This window comes from Aggregatibacter sp. oral taxon 513 (assembly GCF_018128305.1).
Classification (GTDB): domain Bacteria; phylum Pseudomonadota; class Gammaproteobacteria; order Enterobacterales; family Pasteurellaceae; genus Aggregatibacter; species Aggregatibacter segnis_A.
Map to the genome: position 1 here is coordinate 1,707,600 of NZ_CP072381.1, position 19,847 is coordinate 1,727,446.

Consider the following 19,847-nt stretch of genomic DNA (forward strand, 5'->3'; position numbering starts at 1 on the left):
AACAAAAGCCATTTAGTGAATGCTAAATGGCTTTTTTGTTATCTCAGTGACAGAAAGTGCGGTCAAAATCTACCGCACTTTTTCTTTTCTTATTTCCGACGGTACATGTTCGCACACATCACTTGCCCTAACGTATAAAGGGAAGATTGTGGCTGTAACGCGATAGTATGTTGAGATTGGCGTTTCGGCGCGGTGCGAATACCGTCACCCCAAAAATCAGCGTAGAAATCGCTGCGCACGTGGGTAAAATAGTGGCTCTCACAATTTAAAATTTTATATTGGCGCATGGATTTGGCATAAAGCGTCGGATGATCTTTGAATACATATAACCCTTTGTCCAAGTTAATCACCACATCAAAATGAATCAGGCGTTTGTCCTTGTTATCTACCCAAACGGAATTGGTGTCCACATAATAAAAAATACCCGGCACAAGTTGTAAAAAACCGTTTTTCGTTTCTTTTGGCGGAACAAGCGGAACATCGCCCTGCGCTTTCGCATTGACTTGTGAATTTAACGCCGGCTTGGTGGAAGGCGAGGAAGAGCAAGCAGCCAATAAAAGTGCGGTTAAAAATACAAACGTTTTTTTCATATCAGACTCCTTATTCACGCCAAAGGGCACTATTCCTATGCCTTTCATTTTGGCACAATTCTTATTCAATAGCTAATTGAAAGCCGGCTTTCGGAGAAAAATTCTTTACACGTATCGCAAACGTTTGCGTAAGCGTGTACAATGGCGCCCTAATTAATTTAGTCATCATTAACGGGAAGCCATCGTGAGTACACAATCCTTAAGTTATAAAGATGCCGGCGTGGATATTCATGCAGGTAATGAATTAGTTGAACGCATTAAACCGGAAGTAAAACGCACCACTCGTCCTGAGGTGATGGGCGGTTTAGGCGGTTTCGGTGCACTTTGTGCCATTCCATCTAAATATAAAGAGCCGATTTTGGTGTCAGGTACTGACGGTGTCGGCACAAAATTGCGTTTAGCCATTGATTTAAATCGTCACGACAGTATCGGTATCGATTTGGTGGCAATGTGTGTAAACGATTTGGTGGTACAAGGTGCCGAACCGTTATTCTTCCTGGATTATTATGCCACAGGCAAATTAGATGTAGATGTTGCCGCCAACGTGATTAAAGGAATTGCAAACGGTTGTGAACAATCCGGCTGCGCTTTAGTGGGCGGCGAAACGGCAGAAATGCCGGGCATGTACCACGAAGGCGATTACGACCTTGCCGGTTTCTGCGTCGGCGTGGTGGAAAAATCGGAAATTATTGATGGCAGTCAAGTCAAAGTTGGCGATGCGTTAATCGCCCTCGCTTCTAGTGGCCCACACTCTAACGGCTATTCTTTAATTCGCAAAGTGATTGATGTTGCCGGTGTGAACCCTGCTGAAGCCCAATTAGAGGGCCGTCCATTAGCCGACCATGTACTGGCACCGACAAAAATCTACGTAAAATCCATTCTACAATTAATCAAACACGTGAATGTTCACGCTATCGCTCACTTAACCGGTGGCGGTTTCTGGGAAAATATCCCGCGCGTATTACCAAACAGCGTCAAAGCGGTGATCAATGAAAACAGCTGGCAATGGCCGACAGTATTTAATTGGTTGCAACAACAAGGCAATATCACCGACTACGAAATGTATCGCACCTTTAACTGTGGGGTGGGTATGGTGATTGCATTGCCACAAGAAGACGTGGAAACTGCATTAGGTCTGCTACAACAGGCAGGTGAAACCGCTTGGGTCATCGGGGATATTCAACATCTCGCTAATGAAAACGAACCGCAAGTTGTTATTCGTTAATGAAAAAAATCGTTGTTCTTATTTCCGGTTATGGCGCGAATTTACAGGCGATTATTGATGCTTGTGAATCGCGCTATATTGACGGTGAAGTCGTTGGCGTATTCAGCAATCAAGCGGATGCCTTTGGGCTACAGCGGGCGAAAAGTGCGGGTATTTTTTACCGCACTTTTTTGCGTAGCAATTATGCCGACAATCTCGCCATGGATCGCCATATCGCAGATGAAATCGACAATCTCGGTGCAGATTTAATTGTGCTGGCCGGCTACATGAAAATCCTCACGGCAGAATTTACCCAACGCTTTGCGGGAAAAATTCTCAACATTCACCCTTCCTTATTGCCAAAATATCCCGGGCTACATACCTATCAACGCGCTATCGAAGCCGGTGAGACGGAACACGGCATGACCATTCATTTTGTCAATGAAGAAGTGGATGGCGGCGCCATTGTGCTACAAGCCAAAGTGCCTATTTTTGCCGAAGATGATATTGCAGATATTGAGCAACGGGTCAAAGAACAAGAAATTCGTTTTTATCCGTTGGCAATAAAATGGTTTGCTGAGGGAAGACTCAAGTTAATCGACAACCATGCCTATTTAGACGGCAACCGCTTACCACCGCAAGGTTATGCGATTGACTAAAGATATAAAAAACGCGCTTTTCAGCGCGTTATTTTTTATTCGTCAATTAATCCGGCTTTGAGTAAAAACCGATAAATGCCGTCTTGGTCAAGCTGTTCCGCCACATGATCGGCAATCGCTTTGAGTTTTTCATGTCCATTGCCCATCGCCACACCTACGCCCACGGTGCTTAACATTTCCAAATCGTTTAATTGATCACCGAACGCCATCACATTATCCATCTGTAGTCCCAAATGCTTGACCACCGCTTGAATACCACGTGCTTTCGAGCCTTCTGCATCAAATAAATCCACAGAATCTTCATGCCAACGCACCACGCGCAAGCCATCTAATACGCCTGAATTCCGCACCAACTCATCCTGTTCCGCGCGATAAAACGGCAGCACTTGGCTAACATCATTTGTTTCAAAAAAGGCTTTATCCACGATGTAATCTTTCAAGATCGGATCCATCGCAAACTGCACCACTGAATTCCGCTCTGAAACCGCCACCGTATGATCCGCGACAAACGCATAAGGCATATTATGTTGCTCAAAAAAATGCACTAAACGGCGAATTTTTTCCGTTGGAATCACATGTTTCTCAATGACTTGCCCGCGATAACTCGCCATTTGCCCGTTCATGGTCACAAACAAATCGATGCCTTCCTGCTCTATCACCTGCTTCAATTTATGCGGGAAAGCACAACGAGTACGCCCTGTGGCAATGGCAGGAATAATGCCATTTTCTTTCAACTTACGCATAAACACCGGCACCGTTGCCGGCAGAAAATCACGTTCTTTCATAAACAACGTATCGTCAATATCAAAAAAGACCACTTTGATTTGGTCTCGATAATTCGGGATTGTCATGCTTTTCTCTTCTATTAAATTCACTGTCTGGCAGAAATGTTGCCTGATTTTAGCATTTTTGCGAGGCAGATCCTAAAATCGGGCAAAAAAACAACGAAAAAAAGCACCGCACTTTATGATGTGCCGGTTTTCTTAATCAAGTGCGGTCGCTTTTATGAACGTTTTTCAATCCAGCTGCGTGCATTGCCATGCGCCTCTTAAACTTGCCAAACATGGCTTATGTAGCCGTTGTAATCGAACGATTCGGCGTTTTCCTTATTGTGGTTGCTGTGGTTCAGAACTGATGGAAAACGCCTTGCACTGCGGCAACTGTTTACAGCAGGAACCGGCGTGGGATCGCATGGTCATCATCGGGCGTTACAACGAACCGCTTTCCACGCTGATTCATCGCTTTAAATTTCAAAAACAATTTCAACTCGACCGCACTTTAGCGCGCCTGCTGTATTTGGCCATCCGCGAAACTCGACGAAATCATCAATTGCCTTTGCCTGAGGTGATCCTGCCTGTGCCGTTACATCATGTTCGGCAATGGCAACGGGGATATAACCAAGCGGACTTATTGGCGCGTCAACTGAGCCAATGGCTCAAGGTTCCCGTCAAAAACGACTTAATTACTCGTACCAAACGCACACCGACCCAACGAGGCCTTAGTGCCAAAGATCGACGTCAAAATCTCAAAAATGCCTTTCAACTTTCCGATAAAGCCAGAGATTTTCCTTATCGTCATGTTGCCTTAATAGACGATGTGATCACCACCGGTTCTACGTTAAACGAAATCGCCAAGTTATTACGCAAAGCGAATGTGACACATATTCAAGTGTGGGGGCTGGCCCGAACATAAAACGCATGATAAGGCAGCGGCATTTTTTATTACACCAAAAGGTGGAAAAAAAACCGCATGAAGCGTATCATATCCGACAAATTTAATTAGGTTTTATCGTGGGAGCGTTATGCAACAAATTACCATTTCAGCGGAAGCACAAGCACATTTCCGCCGTTTATTAGATCAGCAAGAAGAAGGCACTAACATTCGTATTTTCGTCGTCAACCCTGGTACGCCTAATGCGGAATGTGGCGTCTCTTATTGCCCACCAAACTCAGTGGAAGCGAGCGACACAGAATTCAAATACGACACCTTTTCTGCCTTTGTGGATGACATCAGTCTGCCATTTTTGGAAGACGCAGAAATCGACTATGTTACGGAAGAATTAGGCGCACAACTCACCTTAAAAGCACCAAACGCCAAAATGCGTAAAGTGGCAGATGATGCGCCGTTAATCGAACGCGTGGAATATGTCATTCAAACCCAAATCAACCCGCAATTAGCAAGCCACGGCGGCAAAATCACCTTATTGGAAATCACCGATGACGGGTATGCGATTCTACAATTCGGTGGTGGTTGCAACGGTTGCTCCATGGTGGATGTCACCTTGAAGGACGGCGTAGAAAAACAATTAATCAGCCTCTTCCCGGATGAATTAAAAGGCGCAAAAGATGTGACGGAACATCAACGCGGCGAACATTCTTATTATTAAACCAAAATAAAAAACCACCGAAAAGGTGGTTTTTTGTTGTCTGTGAAAACTATTTTGCACGTTTACCAACCAACATGGTTAAGAACATCACGACTAATGCCGGCACTAACCACGCCAAACCATTATCATATAATGGGAAATTGCCAAGGAATTGTTTCACGCCGTCAGACAATAATCCCACGTTATTTAAGCTGTCGCACAGACTAAAACACACGGTGACCGCAATCGTGGCGTTATAGGTTAATTTCACGCATGGTAATTTAGCACGGACGAATTGCAACACCACCAACATGATTGCCACCGGATAAATTAATAACAATGCCGGAATGGTCACTTGTAATAATTTCGTTAAGCCGTTTTCGGAAATGATGGTCGTCATGATAGTAAATACCACTACCCAAAAGGAGTACGGTAAGCGGTTAGAGAATTTAGCAAAATAGTAAGCACAAGCACTGGTCACGCCCACTAAGGTGGTTAAACTGGCCAAGAAGATGATACCGGACATGATCCAAGAACCTTCTTTGCCAAATAACACGTTTACATAACGAGAGAAAATTTGACCTCCGTTACTGGCGCCTTGCGCTACTTGGTCACTGGTCGCACCAAGATAGAAAAGGGAAAAATAAAGTGCGGCTAATAAAACCACTGAAATGCAGCCGGCAGAAATGGTGTAGCGCATGATTTTTTGCGGTTCAGTGACGTTTTTCGCACTTAACGCACGGGCAACAATGCCGCCGAAAGCAATTGCCGCTAAGACATCCATGGTTTGATAACCGCTGATTAACCCGGTAGTTAATGCTGAGCTGTCCGCATAACTTTTGCTTGGTGCAGCAATATCAGACAAGGGAGACATAAAGACTGTCACGGTCACTACCACTAATAACACCAATAAGGCTGGGGTCATAAATTTGCCTACGCTGGAAATAATGGTGTTTGGTTTTAGCATGAATAACATAGCAATAATGTTAAAGACTACGGCAAAAATCAGGTGATTTGCCGGTGTATCCGTGACAATCTCTAACGGCACCAACGCCATTTCATAGGCTACGTTGGTAATTCGCGGCATCGCAAACGTAGAACCGATGACTAAATATAAGGTGGCTAAAAATAAAATTTCAGCCCATTTGGGTAGGTCGCGAGTGAGTTCTTCGCCACGCCCTAAAACAGACACAATTACTAAGGTGATAAATGGCATTAACACGCCTGTCACCACAAAACCTAATGCCGCAGTCGCCCAATGCTGCCCGGCGGTATAACCTTCCATCGGTGGGAAAATAATGTTTCCTGCACCTAAAAACAGGGCAAAAATCATCATACCTAAAACAATAATATCTTTACGTGAAAACATAATAAATTTCTCTTGTGATAAAAAATAAATTTCTCTTTTGTTATAAAAATTTGGCGGATTTTACACCAAAAATGGGGAAATTTCGTAATAAAACATAAAAAAAGTGTGATATTTTTCCACCGCACTTTCTGTCAAATCCGCAAGCGCGGCGATTGAGTTCATCCGACCTTTGTTGTAAACTACGCTCCCGTCTTGATAGATTATCTTTATTCTAATTTTTCCATTCATTCCAATAGTAACAAACAGGTTTCTTATGGCTACCAATTATATTTTCGTCACAGGCGGCGTGGTTTCTTCGCTTGGTAAAGGTATTGCAGCGGCGTCCCTTGCGGCAATCTTAGAAGCGCGTGGCTTGAACGTCACAATCATGAAACTCGACCCTTATATCAACGTCGATCCGGGCACGATGAGCCCGACCCAGCACGGTGAAGTTTTCGTGACCCAAGACGGCGCGGAAACCGATTTAGATTTAGGTCACTACGAACGTTTTATTCGTACAAAAATGACCAAACGTAACAACTTCACAACCGGTAAAATCTATTCTGAAGTGTTACGCAAAGAGCGTCGCGGAGATTATTTAGGCGCCACCATTCAAGTGATTCCACACATTACCAACGAAATTAAAGCACGCGTGATTGATGGCGCAGCGGGACATGATGTGGCTATCGTGGAAGTGGGTGGTACCGTAGGCGATATTGAATCCCTCCCGTTCTTAGAAGCATTGCGTCAGCTTGCCGTACAAGTAGGACGTGAACGCACGATTTTCATGCACTTAACGCTTGTTCCTTATATTCCGACCGCCGGCGAAGTCAAAACCAAACCGACACAACATTCTGTGAAAGAATTGTTGTCCATCGGCATTCAACCGGACGTGCTGATTTGCCGTTCCGACCGCATGATTCCGCCAAATGAACGCGCCAAAATTGCGTTATTCTGTAACGTACCGGAACGCGCGGTGATTTCTCTGAAAGATGTGTCTTCCATTTACCAAATTCCGGCACTCTTGAAATCTCAAGGATTGGACGATTTCATTTGCAATCGCTTCCACTTAACTTGCCCGGAGGCCGATTTATCCGAATGGGAACAAGTATTGTATCAACAAGCCAACCCGACAGGCGAAGTCACTATCGGTATGGTGGGTAAATACACCGAATTACCGGATGCGTATAAATCCGTGAACGAAGCCCTAAAACACGCCGGTTTAAAAAATCGCTTGAGCGTAAATATCAAATACATCGACTCACAAGATGTAGAAACCAAAGGCGTTGACATCTTAAAAGGTTTAGACGGTATTTTAGTGCCGGGTGGCTTCGGCTATCGTGGTGTGGAAGGCAAAATCCTCACAGCTAAATATGCGCGTGAAAACAATATTCCGTATTTAGGTATTTGCTTAGGTATGCAAGTGGCGCTCATCGAGTTCGCCCGTAATGTTGCCGGCATGACCCAGGCAAACTCTTCCGAATTCGACCGCACTTGTCCGCAACCGGTGGTAGGTTTAATCACCGAATGGCAAAATGCGGAAGGCAATACGGAGGTCCGTAGTGATGAATCTGATTTAGGTGGCACCATGCGTCTTGGCGCACAAAAATGCCATTTAATTGAAGGCAGCTTAGCACGTCAATTATACGGTGCAGAAACCATTGAAGAACGCCATCGTCACCGTTACGAAGTCAATAACGTATTGCTTCCACAAATCGAAAAAGCAGGCTTAAAAGTGACCGGTTTATCCGCCGATAAAAAACTGGTGGAAATCATTGAAGTGCCAAACCACCCTTGGTTTGTCGCTTGCCAATTCCACCCGGAATTCACCTCTACGCCACGTGACGGTCACCCGTTATTCGAAGGCTTTGTGAAAGCGGCAAAAACCAATCAGAAAAAATCTGACTAACGGCTTTCTGAAAAATTGAAATGAAAGTGCGATCAGAAAAACACTTGGATTTTTGACCGCACTTTTTTATTTTCTCGCCGTGATCCACTTCACAAAAAATGGCCTTTGCTCTTGTTCTGCCTCTTGTCTTTCACTATATTGAGAACCCTCTTGTCGGAGTGCCGGAAGGCTGAGATCGCAATGAATGCGAGATCCGTGGAACCTGTGGGTTAATCCCCGCGTAGGGAACAAGTTATTAGCCATTTACATTTCATCACACCTTCCGCGCAAGCTACTTTTTATTCATCTTATCGGAGATTACCATGTCGGAAGCCGTGTCTCATTTATCAGAAATCATCCCGCCCAAAGCCCCTTTTGCACCCACCGAATTTAAGTTGGGCTTGTATGTCATCGTGGACAGTTATGAATGGGTTGAAAGGCTCATTCACGCCGGCGTGAAAACGTTACAAATTCGTATTAAAGATCGCACTGCAGAACAGGCGGAAGAGGAAATTGCGCGCTGTATTACCTTAGCCAAACAGTATCAAGTTCGGTTATTTGTAGATGATTTTTGGCCGTTGGCAATTAAGTATCAGGCTTATGGCGTCCATCTTGGGCAGGAGGATTTGCTCACAGCGGATTTAAACGCCATCCAACAAGCGGGGCTACGTCTCGGTGTCTCAACCCACAATCAAGAAGAAGTCGATCTGGTGTTACCGTTGCGCCCCTCTTATGTTGCCCTCGGACATATTTTCCCGACACAAACCAAAGAGATGCCTTCCGCCCCTCAAGGCGTTGCTAATTTGGCCGCACAGGTGAAAAACTTAGGTAAAATGCCGACTGTCGCAATCGGCGGCATCAGTGCTTCGCATTTTCCTGATATTTTGGACACCGGGGTAGGCAGCATAGCCGTGATTTCCGCTGTAACCAAAACGCAAGACTGGCAACGTGCGGTGAAAAATTTACTGCAATATTTTGCCGAATGACGAGACATTTTCGTTCAAATTCGTGGTGAAATAGCTTGAAAAATTCATCTTAAAATTGAACCGCACTTCAGACGCCAGAAAACATAGAGCAAAATCAAATTGTCTGTAGTTTTTGCAAGACAAAGGAACAAAATAGCTTTATGATACCGACATTTTTAGAGCAAACTAACCCGTTTTAATTAACTTAATGAGGAAAATAAAATGGCAAAAATCGTTAAAGTCATTGGTCGCGAAATTATCGACTCTCGTGGTAACCCAACAGTGGAAGCCGAAGTGCATTTAGAAGGCGGATTCGTCGGTCTTGCAGCGGCGCCATCAGGTGCATCTACCGGTTCTCGCGAAGCGTTAGAATTACGTGACGGCGACAAATCCCGCTTCTTAGGTAAAGGCGTATTAAAAGCGGTTGCCGCAGTAAACGGCCCGATTGCTGAAGCAATTCTTGGTAAAGATGCGTCTAACCAAGCTGAAATCGACCAAATCATGATCGATTTAGATGGCACTGACAACAAATCTAACTTCGGTGCAAACTCCATCTTAGCGGTATCCTTAGCAAACGCAAAAGCAGCCGCAGCGTCTAAAGGTTTACCACTTTACGCTTACATCGCAGAACTTAACGGCACGCCAGGCGTTTACGCTATGCCATTACCAATGATGAACATCATCAACGGTGGTGAGCACGCAGACAACAACGTTGATATCCAAGAATTCATGATCCAACCGGTTGGTGCGAAAACCTTACGTGAAGCACTTCGTATCGGTGCAGAAGTGTTCCACAATCTTGCAAAAGTATTAAAATCTAAAGGCATGAGCACAGCTGTCGGTGATGAAGGTGGTTTCGCACCAAACTTAGCCTCTAATGCAGACGCGTTAGCCTGTATCAAAGAAGCAGTAGAAAAAGCAGGTTATGTATTAGGTAAAGACGTGACTTTAGCCATGGACTGCGCATCTTCTGAATTCTACAACAAAGAAACTGGCAAATATGAAATGAAAGGCGAAGGCCGTTCATTCACTTCTCAAGAGTTCACACACTATCTTGAAGAATTAACCAAACAATACCCAATCGTGTCTATCGAAGACGGTCAAGACGAATCTGACTGGGAAGGCTTCGCATACCAAACTAAAGTGTTAGGCGACCGCGTTCAATTAGTGGGTGACGACTTATTCGTAACTAACACCAAAATCTTAAAAGAAGGTATCGAAAAAGGTATCGCAAACTCCATCTTAATCAAGTTCAACCAAATCGGTTCTTTAAGTGAAACCTTGGCTGCGATTAAAATGGCGAAAGATGCTGGTTACACTGCTGTGATCTCTCACCGTTCCGGTGAAACTGAAGACGCAACTATTGCTGACTTAGCAGTGGGTACCGCAGCAGGTCAAATCAAAACCGGTTCTATGAGCCGTTCTGACCGTATTGCGAAATACAACCAATTAATCCGTATCGAAGAAGCATTAGAACGCGCAGGTACACCAGCGCCGTTCCCAGGCTTGAAAGCGGTTAAAGGTCAAGCTTAATTAATAACCATCGCGGTTATTAAAACGCGCTAAAAAAACACCGCACTTTTTGTTGAAAGATAAAAAGTGCGGTGATTTTTTATGTATTTTATGACCAGTCACTCAACGTAATTTTCAAACCAACTTTCTAAAATCAAGCAGGCTGAAATGCCATCCACTTTACTTTTATTGAGCGCGCGATAACCGCCCCGCTCGAAAATCTCGCTACGGGCTTCTGTGGTAGTTAATCGTTCGTCCTGTAACTCCACCGGCAAATTGAAACGCCCATGAAGACGGTTAGCAAATTTTTTTGCCCGTAAAGTTAACGGCTGTTCCGTGCCGTCCATGTTCAATGGTAACCCCACCACAAGTCGTTCAGGTTGCCAATCTTGAATACACTTTTCAATGGCTTCCCAGTTTGGAATACCGTCTTGCGCCTTGAATGCGGGTAAGGATTGCGCCGTGCCGGTAATACTTTGCCCGACCGCACAACCGATACTTTTTGTGCCGAAATCAAAGGCGATAACCGTAATGCCCATTAACTGTGCCCTACCTGACCGGCAAAATTATGGGAATCAATACCTAACAATTGATTTGCTGCAAGCCAGCGCTCTTCGTACGGCAAATCAAATAAAATCTGCTCGGTTGCTGGTACAACTAACCAAGAGTTATTCATAATTTCCCGTTCCAACTGATTCGGTTCCCAACTCGCACAACCAAGTGCCACCAAGTATTTTTCCGGCTCCAATAACGTACCAAAAGTATCCACGACATCCGCTGAAGTCGTCAGCATGAGGTTGTCGTTCACCCGATAACTATGATCAAAAGGCTCATGGGTGTTGGTATGCAAAATAAAACCACGATCAACATTGACCGGCCCGCCGGCAAGTACCAACTTATCACTATAAGTGCGGTTGCTAACCATCATGAAATTCATCTTGGCACCCAACTCCGCAATACTTAAATCTGTCGGTTGATTTAATACCAATCCCATAGAACCTTTTTCATTATGTTCACAGATATAAATCACCGAGCGGTAAAAATAACTGTCATCTAAATTGGGCATAGCAATCAAGAGATGATCTTGTAAATCCATCATATTTCGTTTTTCTCTATCCTAAATCACCAAAACACACTTGCAAGGCGGTAATTGCCGCCATCGCTGCGGTTTCAGTGCGTAATACACGTTTTCCTAATAAGACTTCCACAAAGCCATGTTCCTCGGTTTGTGCAATTTCTTGTGGGGACAAACCGCCTTCCGAACCGATTAATAAGCGAACCCCCGCCTTAGGGATTGCCGGCAGAGTACGAATGGAATAACTGGCTCTTGGATGTAAATTTAATTTGAGTGCGTCATCTGGTTCGGCACACCATTGTTGTAATTTCATTAACGGACGAATTTCCGGGATGGTATTCCGTCCGCACTGTTCGCAGGCAGCAATCGCAATTTTTTGCCATTGCTGAATTTTTTTCTCCATGCGTTCACCGTCTAATTTCACGCCACAACGTTCCGACCACAGAGGCGTAATGACATTCACACCCAGTTCAACGGATTTCTGAATCGTAAATTCCATGCGTTCCCCACGGGAAATCACTTGTCCTAAATGGATCGCAAGTGGACTTTCACGATCATCTAACTGACGACTCAAAATATCGACATCAACGGATTTTTTCGTTACCGCATTGATGACAGCTTGATAGATATGGTTACTGCCATCGAAAAGTTCAAGTTGATCGCCCGGTTGCATACGTAAAACACGGCCGACATGGTTAGCACCATCTTCAGAAAGTGCGCAGGAGGTAAGTGAATTAAGAGAAGTTGGATGATAAATTCGAGGTATTCGCATAATAGAACAAATAAGTAAAAATAATTTGTTCTATCATAGCAGAAAAGCAGATGGCAAAACGAAAAATGCGAAGTGAAAAAATTAATATTCCCACTGTGTCGGATCAATGCCCAATTCACGCATAATTTTTTTCGCTTCTTCCGGAATTTCGTCACTACGTTCTTTTAACAGGTCTTCATCTGTTGGCAAAGGTTGACCTGTAAAAGCATGTAAAAATGCTTCACACAATAGTTCACTGTTGGTGGCGTGGCGCAAATTACGAATTTGGCGACGGGTACGTTCATTGGTCAAAATTTCAAGCACTTTAATCGGAATAGATACTGTAATCTTTTTAACTTGTTCGCTTTTTTTACCGTGTTCCGCATAAGGACTGATATATTGTCCGTTCCAATCGGCCATAATTGATTCCTAAAATAACCTTATTAATTATCGAGATATTGTAATAAAAAATAATAAAAATAACAATCTAGCCGTGGAGACTGCTAGATTTCCAGCGTTAAAAATAGAAAAAATAAAGGCATCTTATCGATGCCTTTTTATTCAACACAATTAAAATGTTTTTACTAAATCTTTTAAATAAGATTTAAATTCACCACCCAGTTTATTGTGATGCAAACCATATTCTACGAAGGCTTTCATATAACCAATTTTATCACCGCAATCGTAAGAAACGCCGGTCATATGGAACGCTTCGACAGTTTCTTTTTCAATTAACATATCAATCGCATCGGTTAATTGAATTTCATCGCCAACACCAATCGGCGTTCTTTCCAATAAATCCCAAATAGCCGCGGAGAACACATAACGTCCCACAACTGCTAAATTAGATGGCGCTTCATCAACACTTGGTTTTTCCACAATACTATGAATTTTCGCACTTTCTCCCGGCGGAATTTCAACGCCACCGCAATCAGCAATACCGTAGCTACTTACTGCTTCCGGTGCAACAGGACTTACCATGATTTGGCTGGCTTTCGTTTGATTAAAGCGTTTTAACATTGCCGCTAAATTTTCTTTTTTCTGATTAGCCGAAAATTCCGCTAACAACACATCCGGCAAGATCACCGCAAAAGACTCATCGCCGACTAACGGACGACCACATAATACGGCATGTCCCAAGCCTTTCGCATTCCCTTGGCGAACATGCATGATGGTGACATCTTTTGGCACAATAGAACGAACTTCTTCCAAGAGCTGACGTTTTACCCGTTTTTCTAACATCGTTTCCAATTCGAAAGAGGTATCAAAATGGTTTTCGATAGCATTTTTAGAAGAGTGGGTAACCAACACAATTTCTTTGATGCCCGCGGCAACACATTCATTTACAACGTACTGAATAAGTGGTTTATCCACCAGCGTTAACATTTCCTTTGGAATCGCCTTTGTTGCAGGCAACATACGTGTGCCTAAGCCGGCAACAGGAATAATTGCTTTCATGTCTATTTTCCTTATATAAAAAGACCGCACTTCTCTCTTCTGAAAAGTGCGGTAAGTTTTTTATGTATTTTTACTGGCGAAGTAATGCCAAAATCTCTTCGGTTTTTTCCGCCATCAGTTGTTTATCGCCACGGGTTTCTAGGTTCAAACGAACCACCGGCTCGGTATTTGATGAACGCAGGTTAAAACGCCAATTTGGATATTCAATACTAATACCGTCAATATCATCAACGCGAACAGCGTTTTTTTCATACGCAGCACGTACACGTGCAATGGCGCTTTTCGCATCGGCTAATTTGCTGTTAATTTCGCCTGGAGACGGGAAGGTATTCACGCTATTGTTCACTAGCTCACCTAATGATTTACCGGTAACAGAAACAAGTTCCATCACGAGTAACCACGGGATCATGCCACTATCACAATAGAAGAAATCACGGAAATAATGGTGCGCACTCATTTCACCGCCGTAAATTGCGTCTACTGCACGCATTTTCTCTTTAATGAAAGAATGACCTGATTTAGACATAACAGCCTCGCCGCCATTTTCTTCCACTAATTTCACCGTATTCCAAATTAAACGCGGATCATAAATAATTTTCGCGCCTTTATTTTTTTGCAGGAACGCTTGGCTTAACAAGCCGACAATGTAGTAGCCTTCGATAAAATTCGCGTGTTCATCAAATAGGAAACAACGGTCAAAATCACCATCAAAGGCAATTCCCATATCCGCTTGATTTGCCAAAACAGCATCAATCGTATCTTGGCGGTTTTCCGGCAATAAAGGATTAGGAATACCATGTGGGAATGTCCCATCCGGATTGTTATGAACCTTAATAAACTCGACCGGCACTTGTTTTGCTTTAAATTGAGCTTCAATTGCGTCAATAACGTGTCCTGCCGCGCCATTACCGGCGTTAATCACTAATTTTAAAGGCTTCAACTGTGCCAAGTTAATGTAGGACAACAAGTGTTCAACGTAATCGCCGAGCACAGAAAGCTGTTTATATTCACCACGTTGAGTCACAGGTGGAAAATTATTTTCTTCCGCTAAACGTTGAATATCCGCCAAACCGGTATCTGCACTAATCGGACGGGAACCTTCACGTACTAATTTGAGTCCGTTGTAATCCATTGGGTTGTGGCTTGCGGTAACTTCAATACCACCATCGGTTTTCAAAAATGACGTAGCAAAATAGACTTCCTCTGTCCCCGTTTCACCTAAATCAATTACATTAACACCGGAATCCAATAATCCATTTGTTACCGCACTTTTTAGTTCTTTGCTCGTTAAACGAACATCTCCACCAACGACAATGGTTTTAGGCTTCAAAAACTGCCCAAATGCACGACCTATACGATACACAATATCCACGTTTAACTCTTCGCCTAAGCGACCACGGATATCGTAAGCTTTAAAGCAAGTCAATTTACTCATAACTACTCCATTTTAATTGTCCATAAAATGAAATTTGCTACTATGCTTTGTTTTCATCCTTAGCTTGATGAATACGCTGGTAAATTTCTTCTCTATGAACAGAAACATCCTTGGGGGCTTGCACGCCAATTTTTACTTGGTTGCCTCGTATATTGAGAATCGTGATAGAAACATCATCGCCGATGAGCAAGCTCTCGCCAACTTTACGGGTTAAGATCAGCATATAAACTCCTCACCTTTTATAGTTTATTTCCAACTTCCCTAGTTTGCTTCCAACATCCCTATCAAACATTAAACAATACTTTGTACTTTGGCACTCATGAAATCATAAGTGCCCATAATTAATTAACAAGAAACAAAGATTACAAATTTGCTTTTAACCAATCAGAGCAAACGGATAATGCTTTGTTGATATTTTGTGGTTCAGTACCTCCGGCCATCGCCATATCCGGGCGACCACCGCCTTTACCACCGACTTGTTGAGCCATTAAATTCACAAGCTCACCGGCTTTTACTTTGGCAGTTAGATCCTGAGTTACGCCAACAATTAAGTTAACTTTTTCATCCAACGCGGAAGCAAACACCACGACGGCAGAGCCTAATTGATTTTTCAGGCTATCAACCATTGCGCGTAAAGACTTCGCTTCAATACCATCAAGCTGCTGCACAATCACAGAAACACCATTAATTTCGACCGCACTTTTCGCCAAGTCATTACCGGCCTGAAGTGCAGCTTTTTCTTTTAATGTTTGTAACTCTTTCTCAACTTTCTTACATCTATCTTGCAACAGAGAAATCTTATCCGTAACGGAATTAACGTCCGATTTCAGTAATTCAGCGCTTTGATTCAATAAAGTTTGTTGATGTTGTAACCATTCAATCGCAGTTTCACCGGTAATCGCTTCAATTCGACGAATACCTGCTGCCACAGCAGTTTCTGTGACGATTTTAAATAATCCGATATCTCCCGTACGTTTTGCATGAATACCACCACACAACTCAATAGAGAAATCACCCATTGTGAGGACACGAACTTGTTCGGAATACTTCTCACCGAATAACGCCATCGCACCTTTTGCTTTTGCGGCTTCCAACTCCATAATGTCGGTTTGGATTGGATTATTTGCTCTCACTTGCTGGTTCACAATACGTTCAACTTCAGCTAATTGTGTTTTGCTAATTGCTTCATGTTGAGCAAAGTCAAAACGTAACAACGTATCGGAAACAAGTGAGCCTTTTTGCGCGACATGTTCACCTAATACTTGACGTAATGCAGCATGCAACAAGTGTGTTGCGGAGTGATTTAACGAAATACGTTGACGGCGAACATCGTCAACCACTGCATTTACAGACTGCCCAACAGATAAACTACCTTGGGTAAGCTCACCAATATGACCAAACACTTGACCATATTTTTGAGTGTCTTTTACGTCAAAACAAAAACCATTGCCTTCTAAACGACCGATATCACCAATTTGGCCACCGGATTCTGCATAGAACGGCGTATTATCTAAAATAACTACGGCGCTTTGACCCGCTGAAATCGATTCCACCGAATTTCCCTCATGGAAAAGTGCGGTCACTTTTGCCAGTGTTTCTGACTCGGTATATCCTTCAAAACGAGTTGTCCCGTCAACACGGATTACACTGTTATAGTCCATGCCGAATTGACTTGCAGATTGTGCGCGAACGCGTTGCAATTCCATTTCACGCTCGAAACCTTCTTCATCAATCGCAATACCACGCTCACGGCAAACATCTGCAGTTAAATCCAGTGGGAAACCATAGGTATCATATAACTTGAATGCCACTTCACCAGACAAGATATTCTCTTTTACATTGGCCAATGCTTCATCCAACAAGGTCAAACCACGTTCTAATGTGCGAGCAAATTGTTCTTCTTCCAAGCGCAAGAATTTTTCCACTGTCGCTTGCTGTTTTTTCACCTCTTCACCCGCTTCCGCCATCACATCAATCAGTGTTGGGACGAGTTTGTAGAAGAATGCTTCTGTTGCACCGAGTAAATGCCCATGACGTACTGCGCGACGAATAATACGACGAAGGACATAACCACGCCCTTCATTGGAAGGAACCACACCGTCAGCAATTAAATAAGCGCAAGAACGAATATGGTCGGCAATAACACGTAATGATTTATTGGCTAAATCTTTCTCGCCGGTTAACTCTGCCACTTTGGCAATTAAGGTTTTAAAAATATCAATATCATAGTTGGAGTTGACGTGTTGCAATACGGCACTGATTCGTTCCAACCCCATACCGGTATCCACAGACGGTTTTGGAAGTTTCTCCATTGTGCCGTCAGCATGGCGGTTAAATTGCATGAACACGATGTTCCAGATTTCAATATAACGGTCACCATCCTCTTCAGGAGAACCCGGAGGACCACCCCAAATATGATCACCATGATCGTAGAAAATTTCAGTACAAGGACCACAAGGACCGGTATCGCCCATTTGCCAGAAGTTATCCGACGCATAAGGCGCGCCTTTGTTGTCGCCAATACGAATAATACGTTCTGCCGGAATACCGATTTCCTTATGCCAAATGTTATAGGCTTCATCATCGGTTTCGTACACGGTCACCCATAATTTTTCTTTCGGTAACCCTAACCACTGTGGAGAAGTTAAAAACTCCCAACCGTAATGAATTGCATCTTGTTTAAAATAATCACCAAAGCTGAAATTACCTAACATTTCAAAGAAAGTATGATGTCTGGCGGTATAACCCACATTTTCTAAATCGTTATGTTTTCCCCCCGCGCGTACACAGCGTTGTGCTGTAGTAGCTCGGGTATAAGGGCGCTTTTCTAATCCTAAAAAAACATTTTTAAATTGGTTCATCCCGGCGTTGGTAAATAATAACGTCGGATCATTGTCTGGAACCAAAGAACTACTTGCTACAACTTGATGCCCTTTACTATGGAAAAAATCAAGGTACGACTGTCGAATTTGTGCTGTTGTTTTCATGTACACGCCTTAGCTTTTAAATCTTATTAAATACCGTCAATTCACGGAGTAACTCTGTATTCTTACATATTTTTGAAATTTATAAAAAAACTTTTTATACCGCACACTTTATTTTCCTAACAATAAAGAAAATAAAACCGCACTTACGCTCTGAACTCGTGAAAGTGCGGTCGGTTTTTATAATATTTTTAATAACTGGCTACGCTTTGTAATCATTCTTCACGAAGAGGAACTACGAGCATATCAATGGTAATTGAGTTCATCACCTGACGAGTAGAAGACATCAATTTACTCCAGAAATCTTGATGGTGTCCTGTTACCAATAAATCAACATCATATTGTTCAATAGCATCTGTCAACACTTGACCTAAGTCGCCGCTACCGCTTAGTTTTTCATTAATCGGATAACCTGCCTGTTCGGCTAATTGCAACAATGCCTGTTGTGTCTCACTGGAAATACGATCCTGCATTGACACCATATTTACATCAATCAGCCCTGTATAAAGATCCGAAAAATTTACATCAACATGGATAATAGATAATTTCGCATCGTGGCGTTTTGCAACCCCCACCGCTTTTTTCAAGAGAATTGGACTTTCTTCTGAAAGATCTACTGCAACTAATACATGTTTATACATAATCGACTCCTTATCCGATCAGGGTTAATTAATCTTCATTGGTATAGTATCACTAGGTTTCAAGAAAAAATATGTGCAAGATCACATTTTAGGAAAAAGATCCTAAATGTCTTTTATGTTATTATTTTGTTCCCTTTTTCTCTCTAATTTCCAAAAAATATGACCTATTCAATAAATGATTTCTTAAAATTAATTGCCCAATTACGCGATCCTATAAATGGCTGTCCGTGGGATATTAAACAAAACTATCATTCCATGATTTCTTGTTTAAAAGAAGAAACCTACGAAGTCATTGAGGCGATTGAAAAAAATGATGTTGAAAATCTAAAAGAAGAACTGGGCGATTTACTACTTCAGGTAGTATTTCTGAGTCAACTTGCGACGGAAGAAAAAAAATTTACGTTTGACCACGTCGTACAAAACGTAGCCGAGAAAATTGTTCGGCGACACCCTCATGTGTTTGGGGATAAACAGGCTAAAAATGAGCAAGAGGCTTTACAGAATTGGAATGCGATGAAAGCTGAAGAACACAAGACCCTTGGACATACTTCGATTTTAGATAATATTCCACAGTCTTTTCCCGCCTTAATGCGGGCGGAAAAATTACAAAAACGCTGCTCAAAAATCGGATTCGATTGGGATAACATCGTACCGGTCTTTTCCAAGGTAGAAGAGGAATTACAAGAGGTCAAACAAGAACTCGCACGTCAACCACAAGACCAAGCAAAAATTGAAGAAGAGATAGGCGATTTGCTTTTTGCAACGGTAAATCTAAGCCGTCATTTACACTGCCAAGCAGAAGAAAGCCTGCGCAAAGCCAACCAAAAGTTTGAACAACGCTTCCGTAAGGTCGAAGAAAAGTTAACACAACGAAACCGTCGCCTTGAAAACACAAGCTTGATGGAAATGGATATGCTTTGGGATGAAGTGAAGAAAGAAGAAAAACTCCGCCAAAAATGACCGCACTTTAAT

The 19,847-nt window shown here is 42.9% G+C and carries 19 protein-coding genes, 1 pseudogene and 1 riboswitch; of the genes and pseudogenes, 8 read left to right on the top strand and 12 right to left on the bottom strand.

The features are described 5' to 3' along the window. Nucleotides 1-89: 89 nt before the first annotated feature. Nucleotides 90-590: a surface-adhesin E family protein gene (locus tag J5A60_RS08185; protein WP_032998013.1), complete on the bottom strand. Its 501-nt coding sequence runs from the start codon at nucleotides 588-590 to the stop codon at nucleotides 90-92. A gap of 184 nt (nucleotides 591-774) precedes the next feature. On the opposite strand from J5A60_RS08185, the gene purM reads away from it, so the two are divergent. Continuing rightward, on the top strand, nucleotides 775-1,815 hold the full coding sequence (purM, locus tag J5A60_RS08190; RefSeq protein ID WP_212510042.1) for a phosphoribosylformylglycinamidine cyclo-ligase: 1,041 nt from the start codon (nucleotides 775-777) through the stop codon (nucleotides 1,813-1,815). Further along, on the top strand, nucleotides 1,815-2,453 hold the full coding sequence (purN, locus tag J5A60_RS08195; protein WP_212510043.1) for a phosphoribosylglycinamide formyltransferase: 639 nt from the start codon (nucleotides 1,815-1,817) through the stop codon (nucleotides 2,451-2,453). The genes purM and purN overlap by 1 nt, the downstream gene beginning before the upstream one ends. Before the next feature lie 35 nt (nucleotides 2,454-2,488). On the opposite strand, the gene J5A60_RS08200 is transcribed toward purN, so the two are convergent. After that, a complete protein-coding gene (locus J5A60_RS08200) occupies nucleotides 2,489-3,304 on the bottom strand; it encodes a Cof-type HAD-IIB family hydrolase (RefSeq protein ID WP_212510044.1) in 816 nt (271 codons plus the stop codon). A 154-nt stretch (nucleotides 3,305-3,458) separates the two neighbouring features. Between J5A60_RS08200 and J5A60_RS08205 the strand changes: the two genes are divergently transcribed. Continuing rightward, on the top strand, nucleotides 3,459-4,145 hold the full coding sequence (locus tag J5A60_RS08205; RefSeq protein ID WP_212510045.1) for a phosphoribosyltransferase family protein: 687 nt from the start codon (nucleotides 3,459-3,461) through the stop codon (nucleotides 4,143-4,145). 109 nt (nucleotides 4,146-4,254) lie between these two features. Continuing rightward, complete coding sequence (nfuA, locus tag J5A60_RS08210; protein WP_048750865.1) at nucleotides 4,255-4,839, top strand: Fe-S biogenesis protein NfuA; 585 nt, start codon at nucleotides 4,255-4,257, stop codon at nucleotides 4,837-4,839. Between the two features lie 49 nt (nucleotides 4,840-4,888). Here the strand turns inward: nfuA and brnQ are convergent. Next, a pseudogene (brnQ, locus tag J5A60_RS08215) lies at nucleotides 4,889-6,415 on the bottom strand (branched-chain amino acid transport system II carrier protein). A 25-nt stretch (nucleotides 6,416-6,440) separates the two neighbouring features. Between brnQ and pyrG the strand changes: the two are divergent. The 3 genes from pyrG (at nucleotide 6,441) to eno (ending at nucleotide 10,552) form a co-directional block, all read left to right on the top strand. Then, entirely contained in the window at nucleotides 6,441-8,075 is a 1,635-nt protein-coding gene (gene pyrG, locus J5A60_RS08220; protein ID WP_109859769.1) for a glutamine hydrolyzing CTP synthase, read from the top strand. Nucleotides 8,076-8,219: 144 nt separating this feature from the next. After that, nucleotides 8,220-8,319: riboswitch (TPP riboswitch) on the top strand. A 58-nt stretch (nucleotides 8,320-8,377) separates the two neighbouring features. Beyond that, a complete protein-coding gene (thiE, locus tag J5A60_RS08225; protein ID WP_212510047.1) occupies nucleotides 8,378-9,040 on the top strand; it encodes a thiamine phosphate synthase in 663 nt (220 codons plus the stop codon). 201 nt (nucleotides 9,041-9,241) lie between these two features. Further along, a complete protein-coding gene (gene eno / locus J5A60_RS08230; RefSeq protein WP_212510048.1) occupies nucleotides 9,242-10,552 on the top strand; it encodes a phosphopyruvate hydratase in 1,311 nt (436 codons plus the stop codon). Between the two features lie 98 nt (nucleotides 10,553-10,650). Here the strand turns inward: eno and ruvX are convergent, their stop codons facing one another. The 9 genes from ruvX to uspA all read right to left on the bottom strand — a co-directional run bounded on the left by ruvX (nucleotide 10,651) and on the right by uspA (nucleotide 18,875). After that, nucleotides 10,651-11,070 carry a Holliday junction resolvase RuvX gene (ruvX, locus tag J5A60_RS08235; RefSeq protein ID WP_109128796.1) on the bottom strand — a complete coding sequence of 140 codons (420 nt, stop codon included), beginning with the start codon at nucleotides 11,068-11,070 and terminating at the stop codon, nucleotides 10,651-10,653. Further along, entirely contained in the window at nucleotides 11,070-11,627 is a 558-nt protein-coding gene (locus J5A60_RS08240; RefSeq protein WP_032998018.1) for a YqgE/AlgH family protein, read from the bottom strand. The genes ruvX and J5A60_RS08240 overlap by 1 nt, the downstream gene beginning before the upstream one ends. A 16-nt stretch (nucleotides 11,628-11,643) precedes the next feature. Continuing rightward, nucleotides 11,644-12,378, bottom strand: a complete 735-nt coding sequence (rsmE, locus tag J5A60_RS08245; RefSeq protein WP_109128795.1) for a 16S rRNA (uracil(1498)-N(3))-methyltransferase — start codon at nucleotides 12,376-12,378, stop codon at nucleotides 11,644-11,646. An 81-nt stretch (nucleotides 12,379-12,459) separates the two neighbouring features. Continuing rightward, complete coding sequence (gene metJ, locus J5A60_RS08250) at nucleotides 12,460-12,777, bottom strand: met regulon transcriptional regulator MetJ (RefSeq protein WP_006719619.1); 318 nt, start codon at nucleotides 12,775-12,777, stop codon at nucleotides 12,460-12,462. Between the two features lie 150 nt (nucleotides 12,778-12,927). Then, nucleotides 12,928-13,815: a UTP--glucose-1-phosphate uridylyltransferase GalU gene (gene galU, locus J5A60_RS08255; protein ID WP_048750856.1), complete on the bottom strand. Its 888-nt coding sequence runs from the start codon at nucleotides 13,813-13,815 to the stop codon at nucleotides 12,928-12,930. Nucleotides 13,816-13,885: 70 nt separating this feature from the next. Continuing rightward, complete coding sequence (locus J5A60_RS08260) at nucleotides 13,886-15,250, bottom strand: phosphomannomutase CpsG (protein ID WP_212510049.1); 1,365 nt, start codon at nucleotides 15,248-15,250, stop codon at nucleotides 13,886-13,888. Nucleotides 15,251-15,290: 40 nt separating this feature from the next. Further along, nucleotides 15,291-15,473 carry a carbon storage regulator CsrA gene (gene csrA, locus J5A60_RS08265; RefSeq protein ID WP_006719623.1) on the bottom strand — a complete coding sequence of 61 codons (183 nt, stop codon included), beginning with the start codon at nucleotides 15,471-15,473 and terminating at the stop codon, nucleotides 15,291-15,293. Nucleotides 15,474-15,612: 139 nt separating this feature from the next. After that, on the bottom strand, nucleotides 15,613-18,237 hold the full coding sequence (gene alaS / locus J5A60_RS08270) for an alanine--tRNA ligase (protein WP_212510050.1): 2,625 nt from the start codon (nucleotides 18,235-18,237) through the stop codon (nucleotides 15,613-15,615). A 212-nt stretch (nucleotides 18,238-18,449) separates the two neighbouring features. Continuing rightward, nucleotides 18,450-18,875, bottom strand: coding sequence for a universal stress protein UspA (gene uspA / locus J5A60_RS08275; RefSeq protein WP_006719626.1), 426 nt, complete (start codon nucleotides 18,873-18,875; stop codon nucleotides 18,450-18,452). 159 nt (nucleotides 18,876-19,034) lie between these two features. On the opposite strand from uspA, the gene mazG reads away from it, so the two are divergent. Beyond that, the gene (gene mazG / locus J5A60_RS08280; protein ID WP_212510051.1) at nucleotides 19,035-19,835 is read left to right on the top strand and encodes a nucleoside triphosphate pyrophosphohydrolase; all 801 of its coding nucleotides are present in this window, start codon (nucleotides 19,035-19,037) and stop codon (nucleotides 19,833-19,835) included. The last annotated feature ends 12 nt before the right edge of the window (nucleotides 19,836-19,847 follow it).

Bases quoted from the DNA above. Each gene is read 5' to 3' on its own strand.
- J5A60_RS08185 (WP_032998013.1), bottom strand. From the start codon at position 590: ATGAAAAAAACGTTTGTATTTTTAACCGCACTTTTATTGGCTGCTTGC.
- purN (WP_212510043.1), top strand. From the start codon at position 1,815: ATGAAAAAAATCGTTGTTCTTATTTCCGGTTATGGCGCGAATTTACAG.
- J5A60_RS08200 (WP_212510044.1), bottom strand. From the start codon at position 3,304: ATGACAATCCCGAATTATCGAGACCAAATCAAAGTGGTCTTTTTTGAT.
- J5A60_RS08205 (WP_212510045.1), top strand. From the start codon at position 3,459: ATGAACGTTTTTCAATCCAGCTGCGTGCATTGCCATGCGCCTCTTAAA.
- nfuA (WP_048750865.1), top strand. From the start codon at position 4,255: ATGCAACAAATTACCATTTCAGCGGAAGCACAAGCACATTTCCGCCGT.
- pyrG (WP_109859769.1), top strand. From the start codon at position 6,441: ATGGCTACCAATTATATTTTCGTCACAGGCGGCGTGGTTTCTTCGCTT.
- thiE (WP_212510047.1), top strand. From the start codon at position 8,378: ATGTCGGAAGCCGTGTCTCATTTATCAGAAATCATCCCGCCCAAAGCC.
- eno (WP_212510048.1), top strand. From the start codon at position 9,242: ATGGCAAAAATCGTTAAAGTCATTGGTCGCGAAATTATCGACTCTCGT.
- ruvX (WP_109128796.1), bottom strand. From the start codon at position 11,070: ATGGGCATTACGGTTATCGCCTTTGATTTCGGCACAAAAAGTATCGGT.
- J5A60_RS08240 (WP_032998018.1), bottom strand. From the start codon at position 11,627: ATGGATTTACAAGATCATCTCTTGATTGCTATGCCCAATTTAGATGAC.
- rsmE (WP_109128795.1), bottom strand. From the start codon at position 12,378: ATGCGAATACCTCGAATTTATCATCCAACTTCTCTTAATTCACTTACC.
- metJ (WP_006719619.1), bottom strand. From the start codon at position 12,777: ATGGCCGATTGGAACGGACAATATATCAGTCCTTATGCGGAACACGGT.
- galU (WP_048750856.1), bottom strand. From the start codon at position 13,815: ATGAAAGCAATTATTCCTGTTGCCGGCTTAGGCACACGTATGTTGCCT.
- J5A60_RS08260 (WP_212510049.1), bottom strand. From the start codon at position 15,250: ATGAGTAAATTGACTTGCTTTAAAGCTTACGATATCCGTGGTCGCTTA.
- csrA (WP_006719623.1), bottom strand. From the start codon at position 15,473: ATGCTGATCTTAACCCGTAAAGTTGGCGAGAGCTTGCTCATCGGCGAT.
- alaS (WP_212510050.1), bottom strand. From the start codon at position 18,237: ATGAAAACAACAGCACAAATTCGACAGTCGTACCTTGATTTTTTCCAT.
- uspA (WP_006719626.1), bottom strand. From the start codon at position 18,875: ATGTATAAACATGTATTAGTTGCAGTAGATCTTTCAGAAGAAAGTCCA.
- mazG (WP_212510051.1), top strand. From the start codon at position 19,035: ATGACCTATTCAATAAATGATTTCTTAAAATTAATTGCCCAATTACGC.